Origin of the sequence: Rhodococcus sp. PAE-6, from assembly GCF_025290685.1 — a bacterium.
In the GTDB taxonomy this organism is placed as follows: domain Bacteria; phylum Actinomycetota; class Actinomycetes; order Mycobacteriales; family Mycobacteriaceae; genus Rhodococcus; species Rhodococcus pyridinivorans.
Map to the genome: position 1 here is coordinate 103,586 of NZ_JAOCLZ010000008.1, position 20,648 is coordinate 124,233.

At 68.7% G+C, this 20,648-nt stretch carries 18 protein-coding genes and 2 riboswitches; of the genes, 6 read left to right on the forward strand and 12 right to left on the reverse strand.

All coding sequences use genetic code 11. The features are described from left to right. Positions 1–115 precede the first annotated feature (115 nt). Genes NVV99_RS16730 through NVV99_RS16745 form a run of 4 tightly spaced genes read right to left on the reverse strand, consistent with a single transcriptional unit; the run spans position 116 to position 5,896 of the window. A complete protein-coding gene (locus NVV99_RS16730; protein ID WP_024101880.1) occupies positions 116–1,033 on the reverse strand; it encodes a cobalamin biosynthesis protein in 918 nt (305 codons plus the stop codon). Continuing rightward, on the reverse strand, positions 1,030–3,405 hold the full coding sequence (locus NVV99_RS16735; RefSeq protein WP_041803823.1) for a cobyrinate a,c-diamide synthase: 2,376 nt from the start codon (positions 3,403–3,405) through the stop codon (positions 1,030–1,032). Before NVV99_RS16735 ends, NVV99_RS16730 begins: the two co-directional genes overlap by 4 nt. Further along, positions 3,402–4,016, reverse strand: a complete 615-nt coding sequence (gene cobO / locus NVV99_RS16740) for a cob(I)yrinic acid a,c-diamide adenosyltransferase (protein WP_024101878.1) — start codon at positions 4,014–4,016, stop codon at positions 3,402–3,404. Before cobO ends, NVV99_RS16735 begins: the two co-directional genes overlap by 4 nt. Then, positions 4,016–5,896 (reverse strand): VWA domain-containing protein, encoded by a 1,881-nt coding sequence (locus NVV99_RS16745; protein WP_242411655.1) that lies wholly within the window; start codon positions 5,894–5,896, stop codon positions 4,016–4,018. The genes cobO and NVV99_RS16745 overlap by 1 nt, the downstream gene beginning before the upstream one ends. A gap of 34 nt (positions 5,897–5,930) precedes the next feature. Further along, a riboswitch (cobalamin riboswitch) is annotated at positions 5,931–6,127 on the reverse strand. Positions 6,128–6,168: 41 nt separating this feature from the next. On the opposite strand from NVV99_RS16745, the gene NVV99_RS16750 reads away from it, so the two are divergent. Both NVV99_RS16750 and NVV99_RS16755 read left to right on the forward strand, forming a co-directional pair. Continuing rightward, entirely contained in the window at positions 6,169–7,389 is a 1,221-nt protein-coding gene (locus NVV99_RS16750) for a bifunctional cobalt-precorrin-7 (C(5))-methyltransferase/cobalt-precorrin-6B (C(15))-methyltransferase (RefSeq protein ID WP_024101876.1), read from the forward strand. Then, positions 7,386–8,147: a cobalt-precorrin-4/precorrin-4 C(11)-methyltransferase gene (locus NVV99_RS16755; protein ID WP_006552970.1), complete on the forward strand. Its 762-nt coding sequence runs from the start codon at positions 7,386–7,388 to the stop codon at positions 8,145–8,147. The genes NVV99_RS16750 and NVV99_RS16755 overlap by 4 nt, the downstream gene beginning before the upstream one ends. Positions 8,148–8,249: 102 nt before the next feature. On the opposite strand, the gene NVV99_RS16760 is transcribed toward NVV99_RS16755, so the two are convergent. From NVV99_RS16760 to NVV99_RS16770, 3 genes are read right to left on the reverse strand one after another with little or no spacing between them, the layout of a single operon-like run. After that, positions 8,250–9,806 (reverse strand): precorrin-2 C(20)-methyltransferase, encoded by a 1,557-nt coding sequence (locus tag NVV99_RS16760; protein WP_260782949.1) that lies wholly within the window; start codon positions 9,804–9,806, stop codon positions 8,250–8,252. Further along, positions 9,803–10,453 (reverse strand): precorrin-8X methylmutase, encoded by a 651-nt coding sequence (locus tag NVV99_RS16765; protein WP_006552968.1) that lies wholly within the window; start codon positions 10,451–10,453, stop codon positions 9,803–9,805. Before NVV99_RS16765 ends, NVV99_RS16760 begins: the two co-directional genes overlap by 4 nt. Continuing rightward, a complete protein-coding gene (locus tag NVV99_RS16770) occupies positions 10,450–11,439 on the reverse strand; it encodes a cobalamin biosynthesis protein CobG (protein ID WP_197539097.1) in 990 nt (329 codons plus the stop codon). The genes NVV99_RS16765 and NVV99_RS16770 overlap by 4 nt, the downstream gene beginning before the upstream one ends. A gap of 118 nt (positions 11,440–11,557) precedes the next feature. Beyond that, a riboswitch (cobalamin riboswitch) is annotated at positions 11,558–11,751 on the forward strand. A gap of 52 nt (positions 11,752–11,803) precedes the next feature. On the opposite strand from NVV99_RS16770, the gene cobN reads away from it, so the two are divergent. Both cobN and cobF read left to right on the forward strand, forming a co-directional pair. Next, complete coding sequence (gene cobN / locus NVV99_RS16775) at positions 11,804–15,403, forward strand: cobaltochelatase subunit CobN (RefSeq protein WP_024101873.1); 3,600 nt, start codon at positions 11,804–11,806, stop codon at positions 15,401–15,403. Beyond that, the gene (cobF, locus tag NVV99_RS16780) at positions 15,400–16,146 is read left to right on the forward strand and encodes a precorrin-6A synthase (deacetylating) (RefSeq protein WP_024101872.1); all 747 of its coding nucleotides are present in this window, start codon (positions 15,400–15,402) and stop codon (positions 16,144–16,146) included. The genes cobN and cobF overlap by 4 nt, the downstream gene beginning before the upstream one ends. On the opposite strand, the gene NVV99_RS16785 is transcribed toward cobF, so the two are convergent. The 4 genes from NVV99_RS16785 to NVV99_RS16800 are packed head-to-tail and all read right to left on the reverse strand — an operon-like array spanning position 16,125 to position 18,103. Further along, positions 16,125–16,514: a DUF6114 domain-containing protein gene (locus NVV99_RS16785; protein WP_024101871.1), complete on the reverse strand. Its 390-nt coding sequence runs from the start codon at positions 16,512–16,514 to the stop codon at positions 16,125–16,127. The genes cobF and NVV99_RS16785 overlap by 22 nt on opposite strands. Then, on the reverse strand, positions 16,508–17,077 hold the full coding sequence (locus tag NVV99_RS16790) for a DUF6230 family protein (protein WP_024101870.1): 570 nt from the start codon (positions 17,075–17,077) through the stop codon (positions 16,508–16,510). Before NVV99_RS16790 ends, NVV99_RS16785 begins: the two co-directional genes overlap by 7 nt. A gap of 45 nt (positions 17,078–17,122) precedes the next feature. Further along, complete coding sequence (locus NVV99_RS16795; RefSeq protein WP_024101869.1) at positions 17,123–17,908, reverse strand: class I SAM-dependent methyltransferase; 786 nt, start codon at positions 17,906–17,908, stop codon at positions 17,123–17,125. Between the two features lie 60 nt (positions 17,909–17,968). Continuing rightward, complete coding sequence (locus NVV99_RS16800; protein ID WP_006552963.1) at positions 17,969–18,103, reverse strand: hypothetical protein; 135 nt, start codon at positions 18,101–18,103, stop codon at positions 17,969–17,971. A gap of 126 nt (positions 18,104–18,229) precedes the next feature. Here NVV99_RS16800 and NVV99_RS16805 point away from each other — a divergent pair, with 126 nt between their 5' ends. Beyond that, positions 18,230–19,030 carry an SDR family oxidoreductase gene (locus NVV99_RS16805; RefSeq protein ID WP_019291067.1) on the forward strand — a complete coding sequence of 267 codons (801 nt, stop codon included), beginning with the start codon at positions 18,230–18,232 and terminating at the stop codon, positions 19,028–19,030. A 1-nt stretch (position 19,031) separates the two neighbouring features. On the opposite strand, the gene NVV99_RS16810 is transcribed toward NVV99_RS16805, so the two are convergent. Then, positions 19,032–19,565: a hypothetical protein gene (locus NVV99_RS16810; protein WP_006552961.1), complete on the reverse strand. Its 534-nt coding sequence runs from the start codon at positions 19,563–19,565 to the stop codon at positions 19,032–19,034. Between the two features lie 177 nt (positions 19,566–19,742). Between NVV99_RS16810 and NVV99_RS16815 the strand changes: the two genes are divergently transcribed. Next, complete coding sequence (locus NVV99_RS16815) at positions 19,743–20,645, forward strand: SDR family oxidoreductase (protein WP_024101868.1); 903 nt, start codon at positions 19,743–19,745, stop codon at positions 20,643–20,645. Positions 20,646–20,648 lie beyond the last annotated feature (3 nt).

Consider the following 20,648-nt stretch of genomic DNA (forward strand, 5'->3'; position numbering starts at 1 on the left):
CATGTTCGTCGCGTACAGCAACCGGAGTTACGTTTCGGGCAGAACGAACACGGATTCACCCCGGAATTTCACCCTCGGCCGGAATTCCCGTCGTGGCTGGGAAATATCGGGGAGGCTATCGACGGACGAGGGCGACCGCGATGGCGGTCGCCACGGCTCCGAGTCCGACCTTGGAGGCGAGTCGCGCGGTACGGCCGATATCTTCCGGGGCCGGCGCGGGTCCGTCGCCGAGCGTGCCGCGATCCTCGACCACACCGTGATAGACGTTCGAGCCGCCGAGCCGGATCCCGAGAGCACCGGCGAACGCCGCTTCGACCGGACCGGCATTCGGACTCGGATGCTGACGGGCGTCCCGGCGCCACGCCCGGACCGCGCCCCGGCCGTCGTCACCGAGTGCGACAGCCAGCAGGGCGGTGAGGCGAGCGGGGACGAGATTGAGCAGGTCGTCGAACCGGGCCGAGGCCCAGCCGAACCGTTCGAGCCGCGGCGTGCGGTGACCGACGCGCGCGTCCAGGGTGTTCGCGGCGCGGTACCCGAGCAGGCCGGCCGGACCGAGGACCGCACCCCACCACAGCGGGGCGACGACGGCGTCGGAGGTGTTCTCGGCGACCGACTCGATCGTGGCGCGCGCGATCCCGTTCTCGTCGAGCCGAGACGGGTCGCGGCCCACCAGGTGGGTCACCTGTTGCCGCGCCGCGGCGAGATCGCCGTCGCGGAGTTGGGCGTCGATCGTCCGGGCCTCGAATCCGAGGGAGCGGCCGCCGAGCACGGTCCAGGTGGTCAGCGCCGTGACCGCCACCGCCGGCACCGGACGACCGCGGGTCGCGTGGTCGGCGACGTATCCCAGCGCTCCGGCAGAGCCGACCAGCAGCGAGGTGAACACCACCCCGGCAACGCGGTGGTCGGCATACAGCCGGCCCTCGGCGGCGCGCGCCAACTTCCCGAAGCCGCTCACGGGATGCCACCGCTGCGGGTCGCCGACGAGTTGGTCGGCGGCGTAGCCGAGCGCCAGTCCGAGTGCCCTGTGCTTCACAGGATCGTTCTCCACGCCTCGACGAGCGTTGCCGTGGTCGCCGCGTCGCGCACCGCGATCCGTACCCAGTCGTCACCGAGGCCGGGGAAGGTGTCGCCGCGACGCAGCGCGAAGCCCTTCTCCCGCAATCTCTCCCGCGTTCCCTCTGGCGTTTTCGCCAGCACGAACGGGGCTGTCGCGGGGGAGACCACGTGGATTCCGAGTCCGGTGAGGGCGTCGACGAGAACCTTCCTGTCGCCGGCGATCTCCTGTGCGATCACCTCGGTCTCGCGTACTGCGTCACCGGATGCGCACGCGATCATCGCGGCCCCTGCGGGAGTGGACACCGACCAGGGTGGTTGCTGCGCGGCGAAATCCGCGAGCACTACGGCGTCGCCGACCACGTATCCGGCGCGCAGACCCGGGATCGCCCACGTCTTGGTGAGCGACCGCAGCACCACGAGTCCCGGAACGAGCTGTCCCGTCAACGATTCGGTTTCGCCGGGAACGGCGTCCATGAACGCCTCGTCGACCACGACCACCCGTCCCGGTCGGGTCAGTGCCAGGAGCGTGTCGGCCGGGTGCAGGACCGAGGTGGGATTCGTCGGATTGCCGACGATGACCAGGTCGGCATCCTCCGGGACCGCACCCGGATCGAGGACGAACCCGTCATCGCAGCGCAACACGACCCGCGTGACACGATGTCCGGCGGCCAACAGTGCGGCCTCCGGTTCGGTGAACTGCGGGTGCACCACCACCGGCTTCCGCCACGCCCGTGCCCGAGCGATCAATGTGAACGCCTCGGCACCTCCGGCGGTCGGGAGGACCTCGTCGACGCCGCGGACGTGACGAGCGGCGAGGGCGGCGCGTGCATCGCTCGGGTCGGGATACCGGGCGAGATCGTCCAGCGATGCACGCAGGGCGTCGTCGAGCCATGCCGGTCGCGGTCGGCGCGAGACGTTGACGGCGAGGTCGACCAGCCCCTCGGTCGCGTCGCGGTCGCCGTGATGGTGCAGGTCGGGTTCGGGTGTTCGACGACGCGCAGATGCCGAGGTGGGTTCGGGGGCGGGATCCGCCGACCGTGCGGTGTCTGCGAAACGTCGCGCGAGATCGGGATGTCCGGCCCAGTGCGTGTGCAGGTACGACGCGTGCACGTTCGCGGTGGCGATGCCGTCCGGCCGGCCGTCGAGCAGCCACGCGGGAGACGAGCCGGAATCGATCACGGTGCGGTGGAACTCGTGACCGGTGACGCGGGTGCCGGCGGGGGCGAGCAGGGTGTCCTGCGGTGCGATCGCGTTGCGGTAACCGAGGGTCAGGCGCGGGGTCATCCGTGCCACAGTGTCGAAGGCGCCGACCATCTCGTGCCCGTCGACCTCGCGCCCCAGATAGAGCAGACCGGCGCACTCGGCGACGGTCGGAACTCCCGCCGCGATCGCCGCACGCAGATGCGCGCGCAGGGGGAGGTTTGCGGCGAGGTCGGCGGCATGTACCTCGGGGAACCCGCCGCCGAGGTAGATGCCCGCGGTGCCGGTGGGCAGTCGTTCGTCGCGCAGGGGATCGAAGGTCACCGATCGGCATCCGTGTGCGCGCAGCAGTTCCTCGGTCTCGGTGTAGCGGAAGGTGAAAGCGCGGCCTCCGGCGACGGCGATCACCGGTCCGTCCTCGGTGGGCGTGCCGGGTGACCACGGTGTTGCCGGCAGGTCGGGTGCTGCCGAGGCGATACCGAGGATCTCGGTGAGATCGATGCGCTCGGCGATCCGCGCGGCGAGCCGATCCACCTGCGCAATTGCTTCGTCGCGTTCCTGGGCGGGCACCAGGCCGAGATGGCGCGACGGAACGGTGACGCCGTCGTCGCGACCGAGCACGCCGATCACCGGGATGCCGGTCGGTTCGAGGGCGCGGATCACCTCGTCCGAATGTCGCTGAGATCCGGCCTTGTTCAGGATCACACCGGCGATCCGCGTGCCGCGGTCGTAGGACGCCATGCCGTGCACGATCGCCGCGATCGACCGGGAGGCGTGCGAGACGTCGACGACGAGGATCACCGGTGCGGACAGCAGGGCCGCGGTGTGGGCGGTGGACGCGTACCCGTCGGTGCCGATCATCCCGTCGTACAACCCCATGACCCCTTCGATCACGGCGATGTCCGCACCGGCGGCGCCGTGCAGGAAGAGAGGAGCGACGAGGTCCTCGCCGACGAGGTGCGGGTCGAGGTTGCGGCCCGGTCGGCCGGTGGCGAGCGAGTGGTAGCCGGGATCGATGTAGTCGGGACCGATCTTGTGCCCCGACACGATGTGGCCGGCGCGACGCAGTGCCGCCATGAGGCCCGTGGCGACGGTGGTCTTCCCGTGCCCGGATGCCGGTGCGGCGACGACGACGCGTGGAACTCTCACCACTCGATTCCTCGCTGGCCCTTCTGTCCCGCATCCATCGGATGTTTGACCTTCGTCATCTCCGTCACCAGGTCGGCGACCTCGACGAGTTTCGGGTGCGCACGCCGCCCCGTGATCATGACGTGCTGGTGTCCCGGCCGTGAGGTCAGCGTATCGACGACCTCGTCGATGTCGACCCAGCCCCAGGCGATCGGATAGGTGAACTCGTCCAGTACGTACAGGCCGTGCTGCTCCGCGGTGAGACGTCGCTGGATCTCACGCCACCCGGCGAGCGCATCGGCGGCATGGTCCTCCTCGGTGCCTTCCTTGCGCGACCACGACCAGCCGGAACCCATCTTGTGCCACTCGATCGGCCCCCCGGTGCCGCGCTCGGCGTGCAGATCGGCGAGGGTTTCGAAGGCGGTCTGCTCGCCGAGTCGCCACTTGGCGGACTTGACGAACTGGAAGACGGCGACCGACCAGCCCTGGTTCCAGCCACGCAGTGCGAGGCCGAATGCGGCTGTGGACTTTCCTTTTCCGTCGCCGGTGTTGATCATCAACAGCGGCCGGTTGCGGCGCTGCCGGGTGGTGAGACCGTCGGCGGGGACGACGGTGGGTTGTCCCTTCGGCATCAGGCGGCCCTCTCCCGGACGATTCCGGTCAAAGCGTCGGCATCGACCTCACCGACGGGCACATACTCGGCGCCGAGGCGTTCGGCGAGACGGGCCGCGAGACCCATCCGGAATCGGCCCGTCTCGGAATCGACCACCACGGAGGAGATTCCCTGTGCAGCGATGACGTCCGCGGCGTCGAGCGAGCGCTGCACAGCGTCCGGTCCGGCGGTGGCGCGACCGTCGGTGACCACGACGAGCAGGGCGCGTCGACGCGGATCCCGCAGGGAATGACGCCGAAGGGTGGTGGCCGCTTCGATCAACCCCTCCGCCAGCGGGGTCCGCCCACCGGCGGGAAGTTCTCGCAGCCGTGCGGCAGCCACGTCCACCGAATTCGTCGGCGGGAGTGCGACGGTCGCGCCGGTGCCGCGGAAGGTCACGAGTCCGACGGTGTCGCGACGGCGGTAGGCGTCGAGCAGCAGCGACAGGACGGCGGTCTTGACCTGCACCATCCGGTTGCGTGCTGCCATCGACCCGGATGCGTCGACGCAGAGCAGGACGAGATTGGTCTCGCGGCCTTCGATGATCTTGCGGCGCACCTGCAGATCCCGATCGGTGAAGGCGGACGCGCGGATCGTGGCGGGCAGATGAACCGGGCCGGTGTCGCCGCGGCGACTGCCCACGGTACGGCCGATCGTGGTGACCGCCCGCGACCGGCGACCGGCCGCCCCGCGCCCGACCCGATCGACGGAGAACACCCTGGCGCGAAAAGGATCCGTCGCCGACGCCAGGCTGGTGGACGACCGATCACCCGAACCGGAGGACGTCTCCGCCGCCGAGTCGTCGGGTGCGCTCTCTCCACCACCGGGATCGTCGTCGGGGCCAGGATCCGGATCGTCTCCACCGAGAAGTTCGTCGAGCAGATCGTCGCTGCTGGTGGGGGCATCGAAGGGGTTGCGGCGTCGACGGTGTGGCAGGGCGAGTCGGGCCGCTGCCGCGATGTCCTCGCGTGTCACCTCGAGCCGGTCGTGCCAGGCCGCGTGTGCGATCGCCGTGCGGGCGGTGACCAGGTCGGCGCGCATGCCGTCCACGTCGAACGCCGCGCACACCTCGGCGATCGAGACCAATGCGTCGTCGCTCAGTGCGACCTGCGGGACGAGTTCACGGGTGGAGGCGACTCGCCGCGACCACTCTGCGTCCCGATCCGCCCATCGCGCGGTGAACCCGGCCGGGTCGGCGTCGAAGGCCATCCGCCGCCGCACGATCTCGGCGCGCACGTGCGGGTCGCGCGGCGCGGCCACGTCCACGGCGAGTCCGAAGCGGTCGAGCAACTGCGGGCGAAGCTCACCCTCCTCGGGATTCATCGTCCCGACCAGTACGAATCGGGAGGCGTGCTCGACGGAGACCCCGTCGCGTTCGACGGTCGAGCGACCCATCGCCGCGGCGTCGAGCAGCAGGTCGACCAGGTGGTCGTGCAGGAGATTGACCTCGTCGACGTACAGCACACCGCGGTGGGCCAGGGCCAGAAGACCGGGCTCGTATTCGGCCGTGCGGTCGGCCAGCGCCTTGCCGAGATGCAACGCTCCCGTGACGCGATCCTCCGCCGCGCCGACGGGCAGTTCCACCAGCCGAACCGGCCGGATATGCGAGGCCGTATCGGCCGGATGGGGGCCGTCCGGGCAGGACGGATCGGGGGCGTCCGGATCGCACGAGAACCGGCACTCGTCCACGACGGTGACCGGCGGCAACAGTGCGGCGTGGGCACGCACCGTCGTCGATTTCGCGGTGCCCTTCTCGCCACGCACCAGCACACCGCCGATCGTCGGCGACACCGCACACAGGGTCAGGGCCAGCGCGAGGTCGTCGGAACCGACCACCGCACCGAACGGATACACATGCACTTCGACCTCCACAGGCTCCCGCTGGGATGTTTTTCGCGGCAAGCTGTTCGAAGGCCGGTATTCGGACTTCCCGGTCGGACGCCGTGCGATCGCCTTCCCGGACCGGACGGTCCAGTGGCTGCGCGGATGCGCGTGATCGACGACTCCCGGGTCACCGCAGCGGGCCTGTGCCGGATTCTCACCGGCTTCCCGATTATCCCCGTGAGGGGCACCTTCGATTGCCTTGCCACGGCCGAGTCTAGGCCATGGCGCGTGGGCTATGGTTCACCGCCATGGGACCGATACGACAGACGACAGGCATCACCGTTGTCGGAATCGGGGCGGACGGATGGTCCGGTGTGCCGTCCACCGTCCGGGATCGGATTCTCGCGGCCGAGGTCCTGCTCGGCGGTCGGCGCCACCTCGACCTGGTTCCCGCCGGCACAGCGGTGCGCGAGGAGTGGCCGTCGCCGCTCCCGTCCGGGCTCGACGACCTCCTCGACCGGCACGCCGGCAAGGACGTCGTCGCGCTCGCATCCGGTGATCCGCTGGTCTCCGGGATCGGCACCACGCTGATCCGACGCCTCGGAGGCGACGCCGTGGAGGTGATCCCGGCGATCTCGTCGGTGGCACTTGCTCGTGCACGCATGGGCTGGTCCGCGGAGGAGTGCGAGACGATCACCGTCGTGGGTCGCGAGATCGATGCTCTGCGCAGAGTTCTGACGCGCGGACGCAAACTCGTCGTCCTCGTCGACGGTGCACGTGTCGCGGATGTTGCGACGCTCCTGGAGGCCGCCGGTTTCGGGAACTCACGGGTCGCGGTGTTGTCGCATCTCGGTGCTGCGGACGAATCCCGGATCGATGCGAAGGCGGCCCATCTGACCGATACGGGCGTCCGGTCTCTGAGTCTGATGTGCGTCGAGGTCGACGGCCCCGCCGGGTTGTCGGTGCTGCCCGGTCTCGACGACTCCCTGTTCGAGCACGACGGGCAGCTCAGCAAGCGGACCGTACGCCTCGCGGCGGTGTGCGCACTCGCACCGCGACCGGGCGAGTTGCTGTGGGACGTAGGTGCGGGAGCCGGGTCCGTCGGAATCGAATGGGCGCGAACCGATCCGCGCTGTCGTACTCTCGCGATCGAGAAGGATGAACGGCGCGCCGGCGCGATCGAACGCAATGCCGCCGCGTTGGGTGTGCCGTCGATCGTGCGCATCGTCCGAGGTGCTGCACCTGCCGCGCTCGTCGGACTCCCGGTGCCCGACGCGATCTTCGTCGGCGGAGGAGGAAGTCGCGAGGGTGTGATCGACACGTGTTGGGACGCATTGCCTCCCGGCGGTCGGCTCGTCGCGCACGCGGTGACGCTGGAGACCGAGGCCGTCCTGGTGCAGTGGTGGAAGACGCACGGCGGTGAACTCACCCGTCTGTCCGTCGAACACGCAGATCCCATAGGAACATTCACCGGCTGGCGTGCGCAGCGACCGGTCGTGCAATGGAGCGCAGTGAAAGGCGAACGATGACCGTCCATTTCGTAGGATCCGGACCCGGAGCGGCCGACCTGCTCACACTGCGAGCGGTGAATTTGCTGCGCGAGGTCCCGGTCGTGCTGTACGCCGGTACCTATCTCGATGCCGACACCCTCTCGCACTGCCGTGACGACGCCGAACTGGTCGACACGCAACACCTGGACCTCGACGAGATCACCGCGCATCTCGTCGACGCGCACCGGCGCGGCCTCGACGCCGTGCGGCTGTGCTCCGGCGACCCGTCGCTGTACTCGGCGCTCACCGAGCAGACGCGACGGCTCGACGCCGCGGGCGTGCCGTGGGACGTCACACCCGGTGTGCCCGCCTACGCCGCGGCCGCGGCGGCACTCGGTACCGAGCTGACGGTCCCCGAACTCGTGCAGACGGTCGTGCTGACCCGCACGCAGGCCCGATCGACGGCGATGCCCGACAGCGAGGCTCTGGCGCGGGTCGCAGGAATCCGGGCGAGTCTCGTCCTGCACCTGGCGATCACCCGCATCCGCGTCCTTGCCGAAGAACTCACTGCCGAATACGGCGCCGATTGCCCCGTCGCGGTGGTCGCGTTCGCGTCGCGACCGAACCAGGTCGTGCTGCGTGGCACCCTCGCCGACATCGCCGACGGTGTCGAGGCGGCGGGACTGAAGCACACCGCGGTGATCGTCGTCGGACACGCTCTCGGCGTGCGTGAACGGCCGGATGTGGCCTGTTCACACCTCTACGACCCTTCCCGCGAGCGCGCCGGTCTCGGATAGCTCCATCCTCGCGCGCCGAACCGGGGTTCGCCCCGGTTGCAACAGTGGCGAACCCCGGTTCACCGCGCGAACCTGTTGACAACCCGCGGGTGAACACCGCAGTCAAACGGTTGTCGAGGATCCCGAATGGCGACCGTCGACCGACCGTTTCGTCCACACCGCACCCGAAGGCATCACGAAGGTCCCCGCAGCGCCGACGATGAGCAGGCACTTCATGTCGATGCTCGCCGGATCGAGTTTCTCGAGCGTCGTGACCTCGAGCGACTCGCCGGACCGTCCCACATCGCGCCCGATCACGACGACGGTGTCGGCCGGACGATGCTTCAGCAGTACCGTTTTCGCGTCCGCGACCTGCGTCGTCCGAGACCGCGAGGCCGGATTGTAGATGCCCAGGACGAGATCGGCCGCGGATACCGCAGCCAGCCGCTTCTCGATCACGTCCCACGGCTTGAGTCGATCCGACAGGCTCATCACCGCGAAGTCGCCGCCGATCGGGGCGCCGGCACGCGCCGCGACCGCCTGCACTGCGGAGACCCCCGGCAGGACGCGGATCGGCACCGACGCGTATGTCTCGTCCTGCGCGGCCTCGAACACCGCCGACGCCATGCCGAACACCCCGGCATCACCACCGGAGACAACGGCGACCTTCTCACCCGCCAGGGCGAGGTCGAGAGCGAATCGCGCGCGGTCCACCTCGACGGTGTTGCCGCTGGAATGACGGTGCAGGCCGGGACGTACCGGGACGCGATCGACATACGGTCCGTATCCGACGACGTGATCGACCTGTGCGAGTGCGTCGGCGGCCTCGGGGGTCAGCCACTTCTCGTCCGCCGGGCCCAACCCGACGACGAGCAGTTCGTTCGCGTCCGGATGTGTCGCCTCGACCGCGACGGACGGCCGCGATCGGTCGGCGACCGACCGATTCGTCGGAGAGCGATCACCGGCAGTGAGGATCACCGAGAAGTACGGCACCGCGTCGGCGTCGACCTCGGCGACCGGAAGGATGCGTTGCCGATCCATCGACGCGCGTTCGACATAGACGGCACCGTCGAGGCGCCCGGACTGGGCGAGAGCCTCCCGGACGGAGGGAAACGTCCTGCCCAGCTTCATGATCGCCGCACCGTCGGTGTCGGCGAGTCGCCGTGCGAGCTCCGGGGCGGGCAGTGTGCCGGGCAGGATGGTGAGGACGTCGGTGCGCCGCACCATCGGTTCGGCGGCTGCAGCAGAGGCGGCGGACACCGAGGTCACCCCTGGCACCACCTCCGTCGGATATCGCGGAGCGAGGCGGTCGTGCAGGTACATGTACGAGCCGTAGAACAGAGGGTCGCCCTCGCAGAGCACGACGACGGTGCGTCCCGCGTCGAGGTGGACGGCCAACCGGGCGGCGGACTCGTCGTAGAAATCGGCGATCGCACCGTTGTAGCCGCCCGGGTGATCGATGGTGCCCGTCGTCACCGGGTACACCAGCAGTTCCTCGATCACGCCGTCAGGGATCAGATCGGCGGCGATCGATCGGGCGATGGAGCGGCCGTGCGTACCGGAGTAGTACGCGAGGACGTCCGCTTCGGCGATCAGCCGCGCAGCCTTGCGTGTGATGAGTTCGGGATCGCCGGGGCCGAGACCCACGCCGTAGAACCTGCCTGACACCATCTCGCTCATTCCTTCTCCTGCGCAAGTGCATTGATCGCGGACGACGCCATCGCCGACCCGCCGCGGCGTCCCCGGACCACCAGATGGGGGATCTGCAGCCGATGGTCGAGCAGCGCCTCCTTCGACTCCGCGGCGCCGATGAAGCCGACGGGAACACCGACGATCGCCGCCGGTCGCGGGGCGCCGTCGTCGAGCATCTCGAGCAGGTGGAACAGGGCGGTCGGGGCATTGCCGATCGCAACGACAGCCCCCTCGAGGCGGTCGGCCCACAGTGACACCGCCGCCGCGGAGCGGGTCGTGCCCCAACGTTCGGCGAGTTCGGGGACACGCGGGTCGGCGAGCAGACACATCACGTCGTTGTCGGCAGGCAGGCGCGTACGGGTGACCCCGGAGGCCACCATGTTCGCATCCGTGAGGATCGGAGCACCTGAGTTCAGTGCAGTGCGCGCGGCCGGAACAAGATCGGGATGGATGACGAGGTCCCGTGCCAGATCGGTCTGTCCGCTTGCATGGATCATCCGGACCGCGACCTTCTCCGCACTCGCAGGAATCGCGGACAGATCCGACTCGCTGCGGATCGTCGCGAACGACCGGACGTAGATCGCGGCGCCGTCGGTGACGTAGTCGTACCGACGCGGGGGAGGTCGAAGGGTCACGGGGTGCTCCTGGCAAGAACGACGCGGTGAGGCGAGTGTGGTGCGCCGCAGACGCGCTCGCATCCGGCGACGTGAATTCGGGAATCGGTGGTATTTCCGGCGACGATCCGGCGAGCCAGCGCTCGGGTGTCACCTTCGGCGAGGCTACACCCGGGCGCTCCCGTGCACGCTGTCACCCGCTGCCACGCCGAATCCGGGGCCGTCTCGAAGCCGGTCTCGCGAAGCGCGACGAGATCCGACGCGGACGGGAGTATCAGGCCGCGCCAGGGCGTGACGACCACACCTCGATCGGGCAGCGCAGCAACCATGGCGGGGGTGAGGATTCCCAGGGGGACCAGCACCGACACCGCATCGCCGAGCACGCCGTACGGCATCGTGAAGGCCGGTGGCCGCGGAGCGGGATCGGTGCCACCGAGTTCCGCTCCCGCACGCGGGAGTTGACGCACGTGCCACACCGACTCGCGAATCTCGACGAACCGGCGGGCCTGGCGCAGGAGCATCTCGGGAACCTGGGTGAGCCGCACCGTCGGCCCGTCGAGTCCACCCACGACGATCCGTGCCGTCCCGCCGCCGAGCGCGACCGCGGTGAGATCGCACCGCAGCGTCACCACGTCGCCGCGGCCGTCGTCGAGGCCGAACAGGAACCGGCCGGGCAGATCGGCGAGGACCGGATCGGCGCACAGTCCGGCGTCGAGATCGCGGACGAGAGGTCGGACGTCGGTGAGTCCACCCACGAGTCCCGACAGCGGCGACGCGACGATGTTCCGCACCCGTTCGTGGCTCGCCGAGGGCAGCAGCCCGGCCGCCGTGACGGCGTCGGCCAGTCCCGCGGGGACGGCACCGCACTCGTCGAGGTCGATACCTCTGAGCTGCAGGTTCCCTCGCGACGTCAGGTGGACGTCGCCGTCGGCGTAGGCGATCGACGTGTCCGACAGTGCTCGGAGCGCCCCGTCGGGCACCTGCCCTCCGGGCACGCGCAGCCGCACCAGTGCGCCGTCCGCCGCGACATGCGGGCGAAGGATTCCGGGGCACCGATCGGGAGGGAAAGGGGGTGGCAGAGCATCCACAGACGCACATGGTTGCACACCTTTCCGGCCGGGTGCGCTACTCTCGGCTTGCCGTGGTGCTCGGGAAGCCGGTGGGAAACCGGCGCGGCCCTCGCCACTGTGAGCGGATAGTTGCTCGCCCTCGTCCGTACCGGTCCGCCGGTGTGGAGGCCACTGGATCTCATCCGGGAAGGTCGGCGCAGCAGCGGTGACCCGTCAGCCAGGAGACCGGCCACGGCACGTGAGGTCCACGAGGGTTTTGGAGACTGAACATGGCTGTACGCCTGTGTTTTCGGGTTGCGTCGTGACGCGCCTGACTTTGTTGTCGACGTCCGACACCGACCTGCTGTCGGCTCGGTCGAGCGGCGCCGACTGGGTGCTGGGTAACCCGTCCCGCCTCGACGTGTCCACCGAACTGCCCGCCCTGCTCAGCGGATCGGACCTGGTCGTCGTGCGGATCCTGGGGTCCGCGCGCAGTTGGCGCGACGGGCTCGACACCGTGCTCGCGACCGGCGTCCCGGTCGTCGTTCTCGGTGGTGAACAGACCCCGGACGCCGAGCTCATGGGGCATTCCACGGTGCCGATCGGCATCGCCGCCGAAGCGCACCGCTATCTCGTGCACGGTGGTCCGGCCAATCTCGGGCAACTCCACGCTTTTCTGAGCGACACCGTGCTGCTTGGCGGTGACGGCTTCGAACCGCCCGCCGAGCTGCCCGAATGGGGTGTGCTCGACCGTCCCGAACCGCCCGGCGGCGAGCGGTCGCCACGCGTCGGCGTGTTGTTCTACCGAGCCCACCACACCAGCGGAAACGTGCAGTTCGCACACGATCTCGCCGACGCGATCGACGCGACCGGCACGGCTCGTGGCGTGGTGATCCACTGCGCGTCGCTGCGTGGTGCACCGGACGACCTGCTCGCCGCACTCGGCACCCTGGATGCGCTCATCGTGACGGTGCTCGCGGCCGGCGGAACCAAGCCCGCCACCGTGAGCGCGGGAGGCGAGGACGAGGCGTGGGACGTCGGAGCGCTCGCCGCGCTCGACATCCCGATTCTGCAGGCCCTGTGCCTGACGTGGAGTCGCGAGGACTGGGCGGAATCGGACGACGGTGTGTCACCGCTCGATTCGGCCACGCAGATCGCCGTTCCCGAATTCGACGGACGCATCATCACGGTGCCGTTCTCCTTCAAGGAACTCGACGCCGACGGCCTGCCCCGCTACATCACCGACCCGGAACGGTGTCGCCGCGTCGCCGGTATCGCAGTGGCACACGCACGATTACGACACGTACCTCCGGCACAGCGCCGGATCGCGATCATGTTGTCCGCCTACCCGACCAAACACTCCCGGGTCGGCAACGCCGTCGGCCTCGACACGCCGGTCTCGGCGATCCGGATGCTGCGCGCGCTGCGCGATGCCGGATACGACCTCGGCGACGGCTTCCCCGGCATGGACGTCGAGGACGATACCGAGGCCGGAAATACCCTGATCCACGCCCTGATCGATGCCGGCGGACAGGACGAGGAGTGGCTCACCGCCGAACAGCTGGCCGGAAATCCGGTGCGGGTGAGCACCTCCGACTACCTTCGGTGGACCGGTGATCTACCGGCAGAGCTCACCGATGCGATCGTAGAGGCATGGGGACCGGCACCGGGATCGCTGTTCGTCGACGGCGACGCCATCGTGCTGGCGACCCTGCAGGCCGGCAACGTGGTGCTGATGATCCAGCCGCCCCGTGGATTCGGCGAGAATCCGGTGGCGATCTACCACGATCCCGACATGGCGCCCTCACATCACTATCTCGCCGCCTACAAATGGGTCGAGCACGGTTTCGGTGCCGACGCCGTGGTTCACCTGGGCAAACACGGGTCGATGGAGTGGCTGCCGGGCAAGAACGCGGGTCTGTCCGCCGCTTGTGCGACCGACGCCGCGATCGGGAACCTGCCGCTGATCTACCCGTTCCTCGTCAACGATCCGGGCGAAGGGGCACAGGCCAAACGCCGAGCCCACGCGACGATCGTCGACCACCTCATCCCACCCATGGCGCGCGCCGAATCCTACGGCGACATCGCACGTCTCGAACAGCTGCTCGACGAATACTCGAACATCGCCGCGATGGATCCGGCGAAACTGCCCGCGATCCGGGCGCAGATCTGGACGCTCATCCAGGCGGCGAAGCTGGACCACGATCTCGGACTCGACGATCGCCCGCACGACGCCGAATTCGACGACTTCCTGTTGCACGTCGACGGGTGGTTGTGCGAGGTCAAGGACGCGCAGATCCGCGACGGCCTGCACGTCCTCGGTGCCGCGCCGACCGGCGAGGCGCGAGTGAATCTCGTGCTGTCGATACTGCGAGCCGCGCAGGTGTGGGGCGGCAGGAGCAACGCCGTCCCGGGTCTGCGCACCGCACTCGGGCTGAAGTCGGATGCTCCGTCGAAGGAGGTCGATGCCGTCGAGAGCGTCGCGCGGTCGCTCGTGCAGGCCATGGAGGACGACGGCTGGAACGCCGGATCATCTGCACGCATCGTCGAAACCGTGCTGGGCCAGCCTGATTCCGAGGTCGCGAGGGTGCTCACCTTCGCTGCCGACGAAGTGGTTCCCCGCCTCGCGGGCACGACGGCCGAACTCGACGCGGTGCTGCACGCACTCGATGGTGGATACGTCCCGGCCGGTCCGTCCGGCTCACCCTTGCGCGGCCTGGTCAACGTTCTGCCGACCGGGCGCAACTTCTACACCGTCGACCCGAAGGCAGTCCCGAGCCGGCTTGCCTACGACACGGGTGTCGCGTTGGCGGACAATCTGATCGAGCGGTATCTCGCCGATACGGGGGAGTACCCGCAGTCGGTCGGCCTGTCGGTGTGGGGGACCTCGGCGATGCGCACCGCCGGCGACGACATCGCCGAAGTGCTCGCACTCATCGGTGTGCGGCCGGAATGGGACGCCGAGTCGCGTCGGGTGCGCGAACTGACCGTGATCCCGCTCGAGGAACTCGGCCGGCCCCGCATCGACGTCACGGTCCGCATCTCCGGTTTCTTTCGTGATGCGTTCCCGCACGTCATCGGGATGCTCGACGACGCGATCCGCATGGTCGCCGCCCTCGACGAACCCGACGAGCAGAACTACGTGCGAGCCCACGCTCGGCGGGACGAAGCCGAACACGGCGACGCCGACCGTGCGGTGCGGCGCATCTTCGGATCGAAGCCCGGCTCGTACGGGGCCGGCATCCTGCAACTCATCGACTCCGGCAATTGGCGCACCGACGCCGATCTCGCCGAGGTCTACACCGCGTGGGGTGGCTTCGCCTACGGGCGTGGGTTGCACGGTGTTCCGGCCGCCGACGACATGCGTGCGAACTACCGACGGATCGCGGTGGCGGCGAAGAACACCGACACCCGCGAACACGACATCGCCGACTCCGACGACTACTTCCAGTATCACGGCGGCATGGTCGCAACGGTGCGGGCGCTGACGGGCACCGACCCGAAGGCGTACATCGGCGACTCCACCACCCCCGATGCGGTGCGCACCCGATCACTGGCGGAGGAGACCGCACGGGTCTTCCGCGCCCGGGTCGTCAACCCGCGGTGGATCGGTGCGATGCGCCGGCACGGTTACAAGGGTGCGTTCGAACTCGCCGCGACCGTCGACTACCTGTTCGGCTACGACGCCACTGCCGGTGTGGTCGAGGACTGGATGTACGAGTCGCTCGCACAGAACTACGCGCTCGACCCCGAGAACCAGCAGTTTCTCCGCGAGGCGAATCCGTGGGCGTTGCGCGGGATCGTCGAACGGCTCACCGAGGCGGCCGATCGCGGACTGTGGGCCGAACCGGATCCCGAGACGATGAACAGACTGCAGCAGGCCTATCTCGACGTCGAGGGCGATCTCGAGGATCGGGGGTGAGGGTTCGGCTCATCGGGATCGGCCCCGGGGGCCCGGACGATCTCACGGTTGCGGCAGTGCACGCGCTCGAGAGCGTTGACGTCTTCCTCGTGCCCGACAAGAAGCGGGGCGTGGACGATCTCGTGGCGGTCCGCGAACAGATCCTGCGTCGGCACACCTCCGGCTCTCACCGGATGATCGTAGTGCCGGACCCGCCCCGAGACCGGAACCCGGAGCGCTACGGCGACGAGGTACGCGACTGGCACGCCGCCCGCGCCGAGGCGTACGAGACCGTTCTGCTCGAACAGGTTCGGGAGGACGAGACGGTCGGCTTTCTGGTCTGGGGCGATCCGAGCCTGTACGACAGCACGATCCGCGTCGTCGAACGCATCCTCGATCGTGGGAGGGTGCGCTTCGACTACGACGTCGTTCCCGGTGTCAGCAGTGTGCAACTGCTCGCGGCCCGACATCGTCTCGTGCTCAACACCATCGGTGGGCCGATCACCGTCACGACCGGTCGCAGGCTGGTGCAGGACGTCGCAGCGGGTGCGTCGAACATCGTGGTGATGCTCGACGGCGGCCTCGTCTGCGCCGACCTCGACGGGGCCTGGAACATCTGGTGGGGTGCGAATCTGGGGACCGACGACGAAGAACTCGTCGCGGGCAAGCTGGCCGAGGTGCTTCCCGCGATCCGTGAGGCCCGTGTCCGGGCCAAGCAGGCCCGCGGCTGGGTGATGGACACCTACTTGCTGCGACGGGGTTGAGCGGTCCAGGCCAGGACCGCACTGCTTCCCACCACCCCGAACAGGGTGCCCAGCAGAAACCCCCCGAAATTGGCCGCAGGGAGTGCCACGAGCGCGACCAGCATCGCGACGATGCCCGCAGGAACACGCAGACCCGGTCGCACCAGCACGCCCACTCCGCACAGCGCCATGAACACTCCGAGGAACAGCGTGGAGACGCCCGAGATGGTGCTGATCGACACCAGGACGTCCCCGACGCGGAAGGTGGTGTAGGCGGGCAGCAACAGGAACACCGCCGAGACGCACAGCAGCATCGCGCCGATGAAGGGACGCTCGCGTCGCCATTCGCGGAACCGTTCCCGCAGGTTGCCGGTCGTGGCCGTCAGCATTCGTGGGTTCCGGTCCGGACGTTCATCTGCAAGCCCTGGACGCTCATGGAGGTCGCGGTCATGGATACCGCGCGGACCCGCGCTTCGGTCATCACCGAGCCGCCCATCGCCATGCCCGGTGTCAGGGAGGTCTCCACTCCCTCGAGCTGGGAGACGTCGACACCGAGGCGGACGTCGGCGGCATCTATCGACCCGCCGACGGAGACGGCGTCGAGCACCACGCTCCTCGCGGTGGTGTTGGGCCCCGGAACTCGGATCGTCATCGTCACATCGCCCAGGACCGGCACGCCGTGAGCGATGGTGGCGAGGCAGACGTCGGACAGTACCGACGACTCGATCTGGAGCGCAGCGGTGGGAAGGGCGCCCGCCGCACTGTTGACGCGACGGGGAAACACCTGGATCCCTTCGGCTTCGACCAGTCCGATGGTCCCGGAGATGTCCTGGCCGGAGATCGCCAGATTCATCGGCAGGTCGCCGCGTGCGATACCCGCACCCAGCAGGGTTGCAGGAACGAGTCCGAGCAGTGTGAGCGCTGCGAACCGGCGTTTCCGGATGCGTCCCATGCACTTCCTCCCCTTGTGGTCGTCGACTCGGCCGAACGGACGGAATCAGACCACTGTGGAAGGGTATTCCGGAACCGTTCCCCGCGCATACCAGGCGCGGGCGTCGAGCGAGAACGGTCCGGACGGAAGAGCAGCCCGGCAGGCATCACGCACTGCGACGCGGTGCCTTTCGGCCATCGAGACCAGGTGCCGACCGGCCGGTCCCACACCGAACGTGAAGGGTTCCCAGAAGTCGGAGAAATCGGCGTAATCGGCGCGCGCGGACAGGGCGCCGCCGACCACCTCGTGCAGACCCGCCCGCCGAAACCGCTCGGCGATGTCGCCTTCGCTGGTACCGGGCAGTGTCCTCTCACCCGGAGTGCCGGGCTCGACCGTTCCCACTGCGGTCCAGAAGACGCGGAGCATCGTCATCCCGCCGGCCGTGGTGTCCCACATGCACGCGGCGACGGTGCCGCCCGGACGGGTCACCCGCACCATCTCCCGCACACCCAGTTCGGGATCGTTCATGAATCCGAGAACCAACGATGCCAGGGTGACGTCGAACGTTCCGTCCGGCCACGGCAGGTTCTCGGCCACCCCGACGCGAACGTCGATCTCCGGTGCTATCTGCCGGCACGCCGCTGCGAACTGGGGAGCCGGGTCGATCGCCGCGACGTTCGCTGCGCCGACCCGGCCGACCAGTTCACGGGTCAGCCCACCCGGCCCGCAGCCCACGTCGCAGACCCGATGCCCGGCCCTCACCCCGCTCGCGTCCGCCAAGGCGGGCGCGAGCGTCGCTGCGTAACGGCCCATGAAACGGTTGTACTGTTCGGCCGGTCCGGCGAACTGCATATGCCCAACATATCGGCCCGATCGGTGGCCTCGTGGCGGTTCACATCGTCCTGATCGAGATCACTTCTCGTCGTCATCCGAGCGCTCGACCACCTCGGGAGCGTTCTCCCGCGTTGCCATGCCGCCGTTGCGACCGTGATCGACCGGCCCCGGTGGGTCCTTGCGCACCTCGTCGTCCTTCTTCGACGTCGTCACTTCTACCTCCGTACGCTGGGCCGACTCGTGTCCGGACGGATACCCGCAGACGTGCACGCGCACACTTCGGGGTGGCGTCGGTGCTCCGGACCGGATTGACTGGACCCAACGACACAAGGAGGCAGCATGCAGATCCGTGACAGGGTTTTCGTCGTCACCGGTGGAGGCAACGGGATCGGACGCGATGTCGTCCTCGAACTCCTCGTGCGTGGCGCGCGGGTCGCGGCGATCGACTTCCGCACCGAGGCTCTCGACGGCACCCGTGCTCTGGCGGACGCCTATGTCGACCGTCTCACCACCCACACGGTCGACGTCTCCGATCGCGCCGCCGTCGAAGCCCTGGTGACCGAGGTGACCGCAGCACACGGGCGGGTTGACGGCGTCGCCAACGTCGCAGGCATCATCCAGAAGTTCGTCCCATTCGCGGACCTGCCGTACGACGAGATGAACAAGGTGCTCGATGTCAACTACTGGGGTGTCGTGCACATGTGCAAGGCGTTCCTCCCCGAGCTGCTGAGCCGTCCCGAGGCGAGCCTGCTCAACGTGTCGAGCATGGGTGCCTTCGTGCCGGTGCCGGGCCAGTCCGTCTACGGCGCGAGCAAGGCGGCGGTCAAACTGCTCACCGAAGGTCTGTACGCCGAACTGCGCATGACGAAGGTCGCGGTGACGCTGGTGTTCCCAGGCGCCGTCCGCACCGGCATCGCCGAGAACTCCGGTGCCGCCATCCCGGGACGCAGCACTGACGCCTCCGTCAAGATCACCTCGTCCGCCGAGGCAGCCCGCAGGATCGTCGACGCGATCGAGAAGGGCACCTTCCGGGTGTGCATCGGCAAGGACGCGACGATGCTCGACCTGCTCGCCAGGCTCATGCCGCGTCGCAGCATCGAGTTCCTGGCGAAGAAGATGGGCTCGCTCGTCGAGCGCTGACTTACCGGCGACCGGTCCGCAGCGGATGCGGCCGGGGCGGGACGTCCGTCGGCGACCGGCTCAGCACGATCGGCAACCACTGCGAGGTCATCACGATCATCACCAGCCATTCGGCGACCAACGCCACGGTCGGGTGATGCGGAGCGTTCGTGATCATTCCCGCCTGCGACCAGTACGCCAACAGCCCGAAGAACGACGACAGCCCCGAGCCGAGCATCGCGAGCGACGCCAGCTTCCATCGTCGCAGCCACAATGCCAGCGTCGAGATCACCACCCCGAACACGAGGGCCAGGGCCGCGAAGATCCGCAGCGGCACCGCCACGGGTGCGGTGTCGCCGAACCAACTACCGAAGACCGTCCACGACCACGCCGACGACGTCTGCGGAAGCACCATGCACACCGTCAGGACGACGACGCAGATCGCCAGGACCCGTCCGCGGCGACCGGCGTCGAACTCCCCGGCGACCTTCTTCTCGATCCGGGCGAAGTCGTTCCGATAGGCCGACAGGTCCGCGCTCGTACCGTCCGCGCTCATGCCTCGACCTCTCCGTTCCGACACATGGGTGGCCATTATGCGCCGCACACCGATGTGACCTCGCTCATGTCGTCCACCTGCGATTATGCTCCGACACATGCGTCCGGAGCGCTGCCGGTGTGGCGCCGTGGTGCACCGGGTATCGCCCCTTACGAACCCGATCGAGGGAGGGCGAGAATGCCGGACCAGGACCAGTACCGCATGCAGCACCCGGGAGAGCAGCACCCCGTTCCGCCGCTCGAGGAGCAACCGGAGATCGCCTACCCCGGCGCGACCGCCGATCTGCTCTCCGCCCCCGACCACGGCGAGACCACGTACCGGGGGAGCGGACGACTCGAAGGACGCCGCGCTCTGATCACCGGTGGTGATTCCGGTATCGGACGGGCGGTCGCGGTGGCCTTCGCGCGGGAGGGCGCCGACGTCGTCTTGGCCTATCTCGACGAGGAGGACGAGGACGGCAAGCGGACCGCCGAACTCGTCGAACAGGCGGGACGCCGCGCGGTGCGCATGCCCGGCGACATCAGGGAAGAGGAGTTCTGCCGGCGATTGATCGACACGACGGTGTCCGAACTCGGCGGCATCGACATCCTCGTCAACAACGCCGCCTACCAGCACCTCGAACCCGGCGGCATCGGCGACATCTCCACGGAGCAATTCGACCGCGTGATGAAGACGAACCTCTACGCCCTGTTCTGGCTGTCGAAGTACGCGGTCACCGCCATGGGGCCGGGTTCGACGATCGTCAACACCACCTCTATCCAGGCGGTGAGTCCGTCGCCGGGTCTGCTCGACTACGCAACGACGAAGGCCGGCATCGTCGACTTCACCAAGGGCCTCGCCTCCGACCTGGCGAGCAAGGGTATTCGCGTCAATGCGGTTGCCCCCGGCCCGATCTGGACGCCGCTCATTCCCGCGACGATGCCGAAAGATGCGTACGAGCAGTTCGGCAAGGACACTCCGCTCGGTCGCCCCGGCCAGCCCGCCGAACTCGCCCCGGCCTACGTCTTCCTCGCCTCCCAGGAGTCGAGCTACATCACCGGGGAGACCATCGCCGTCACCGGCGGAGTCCCGTTCACCTGAGAA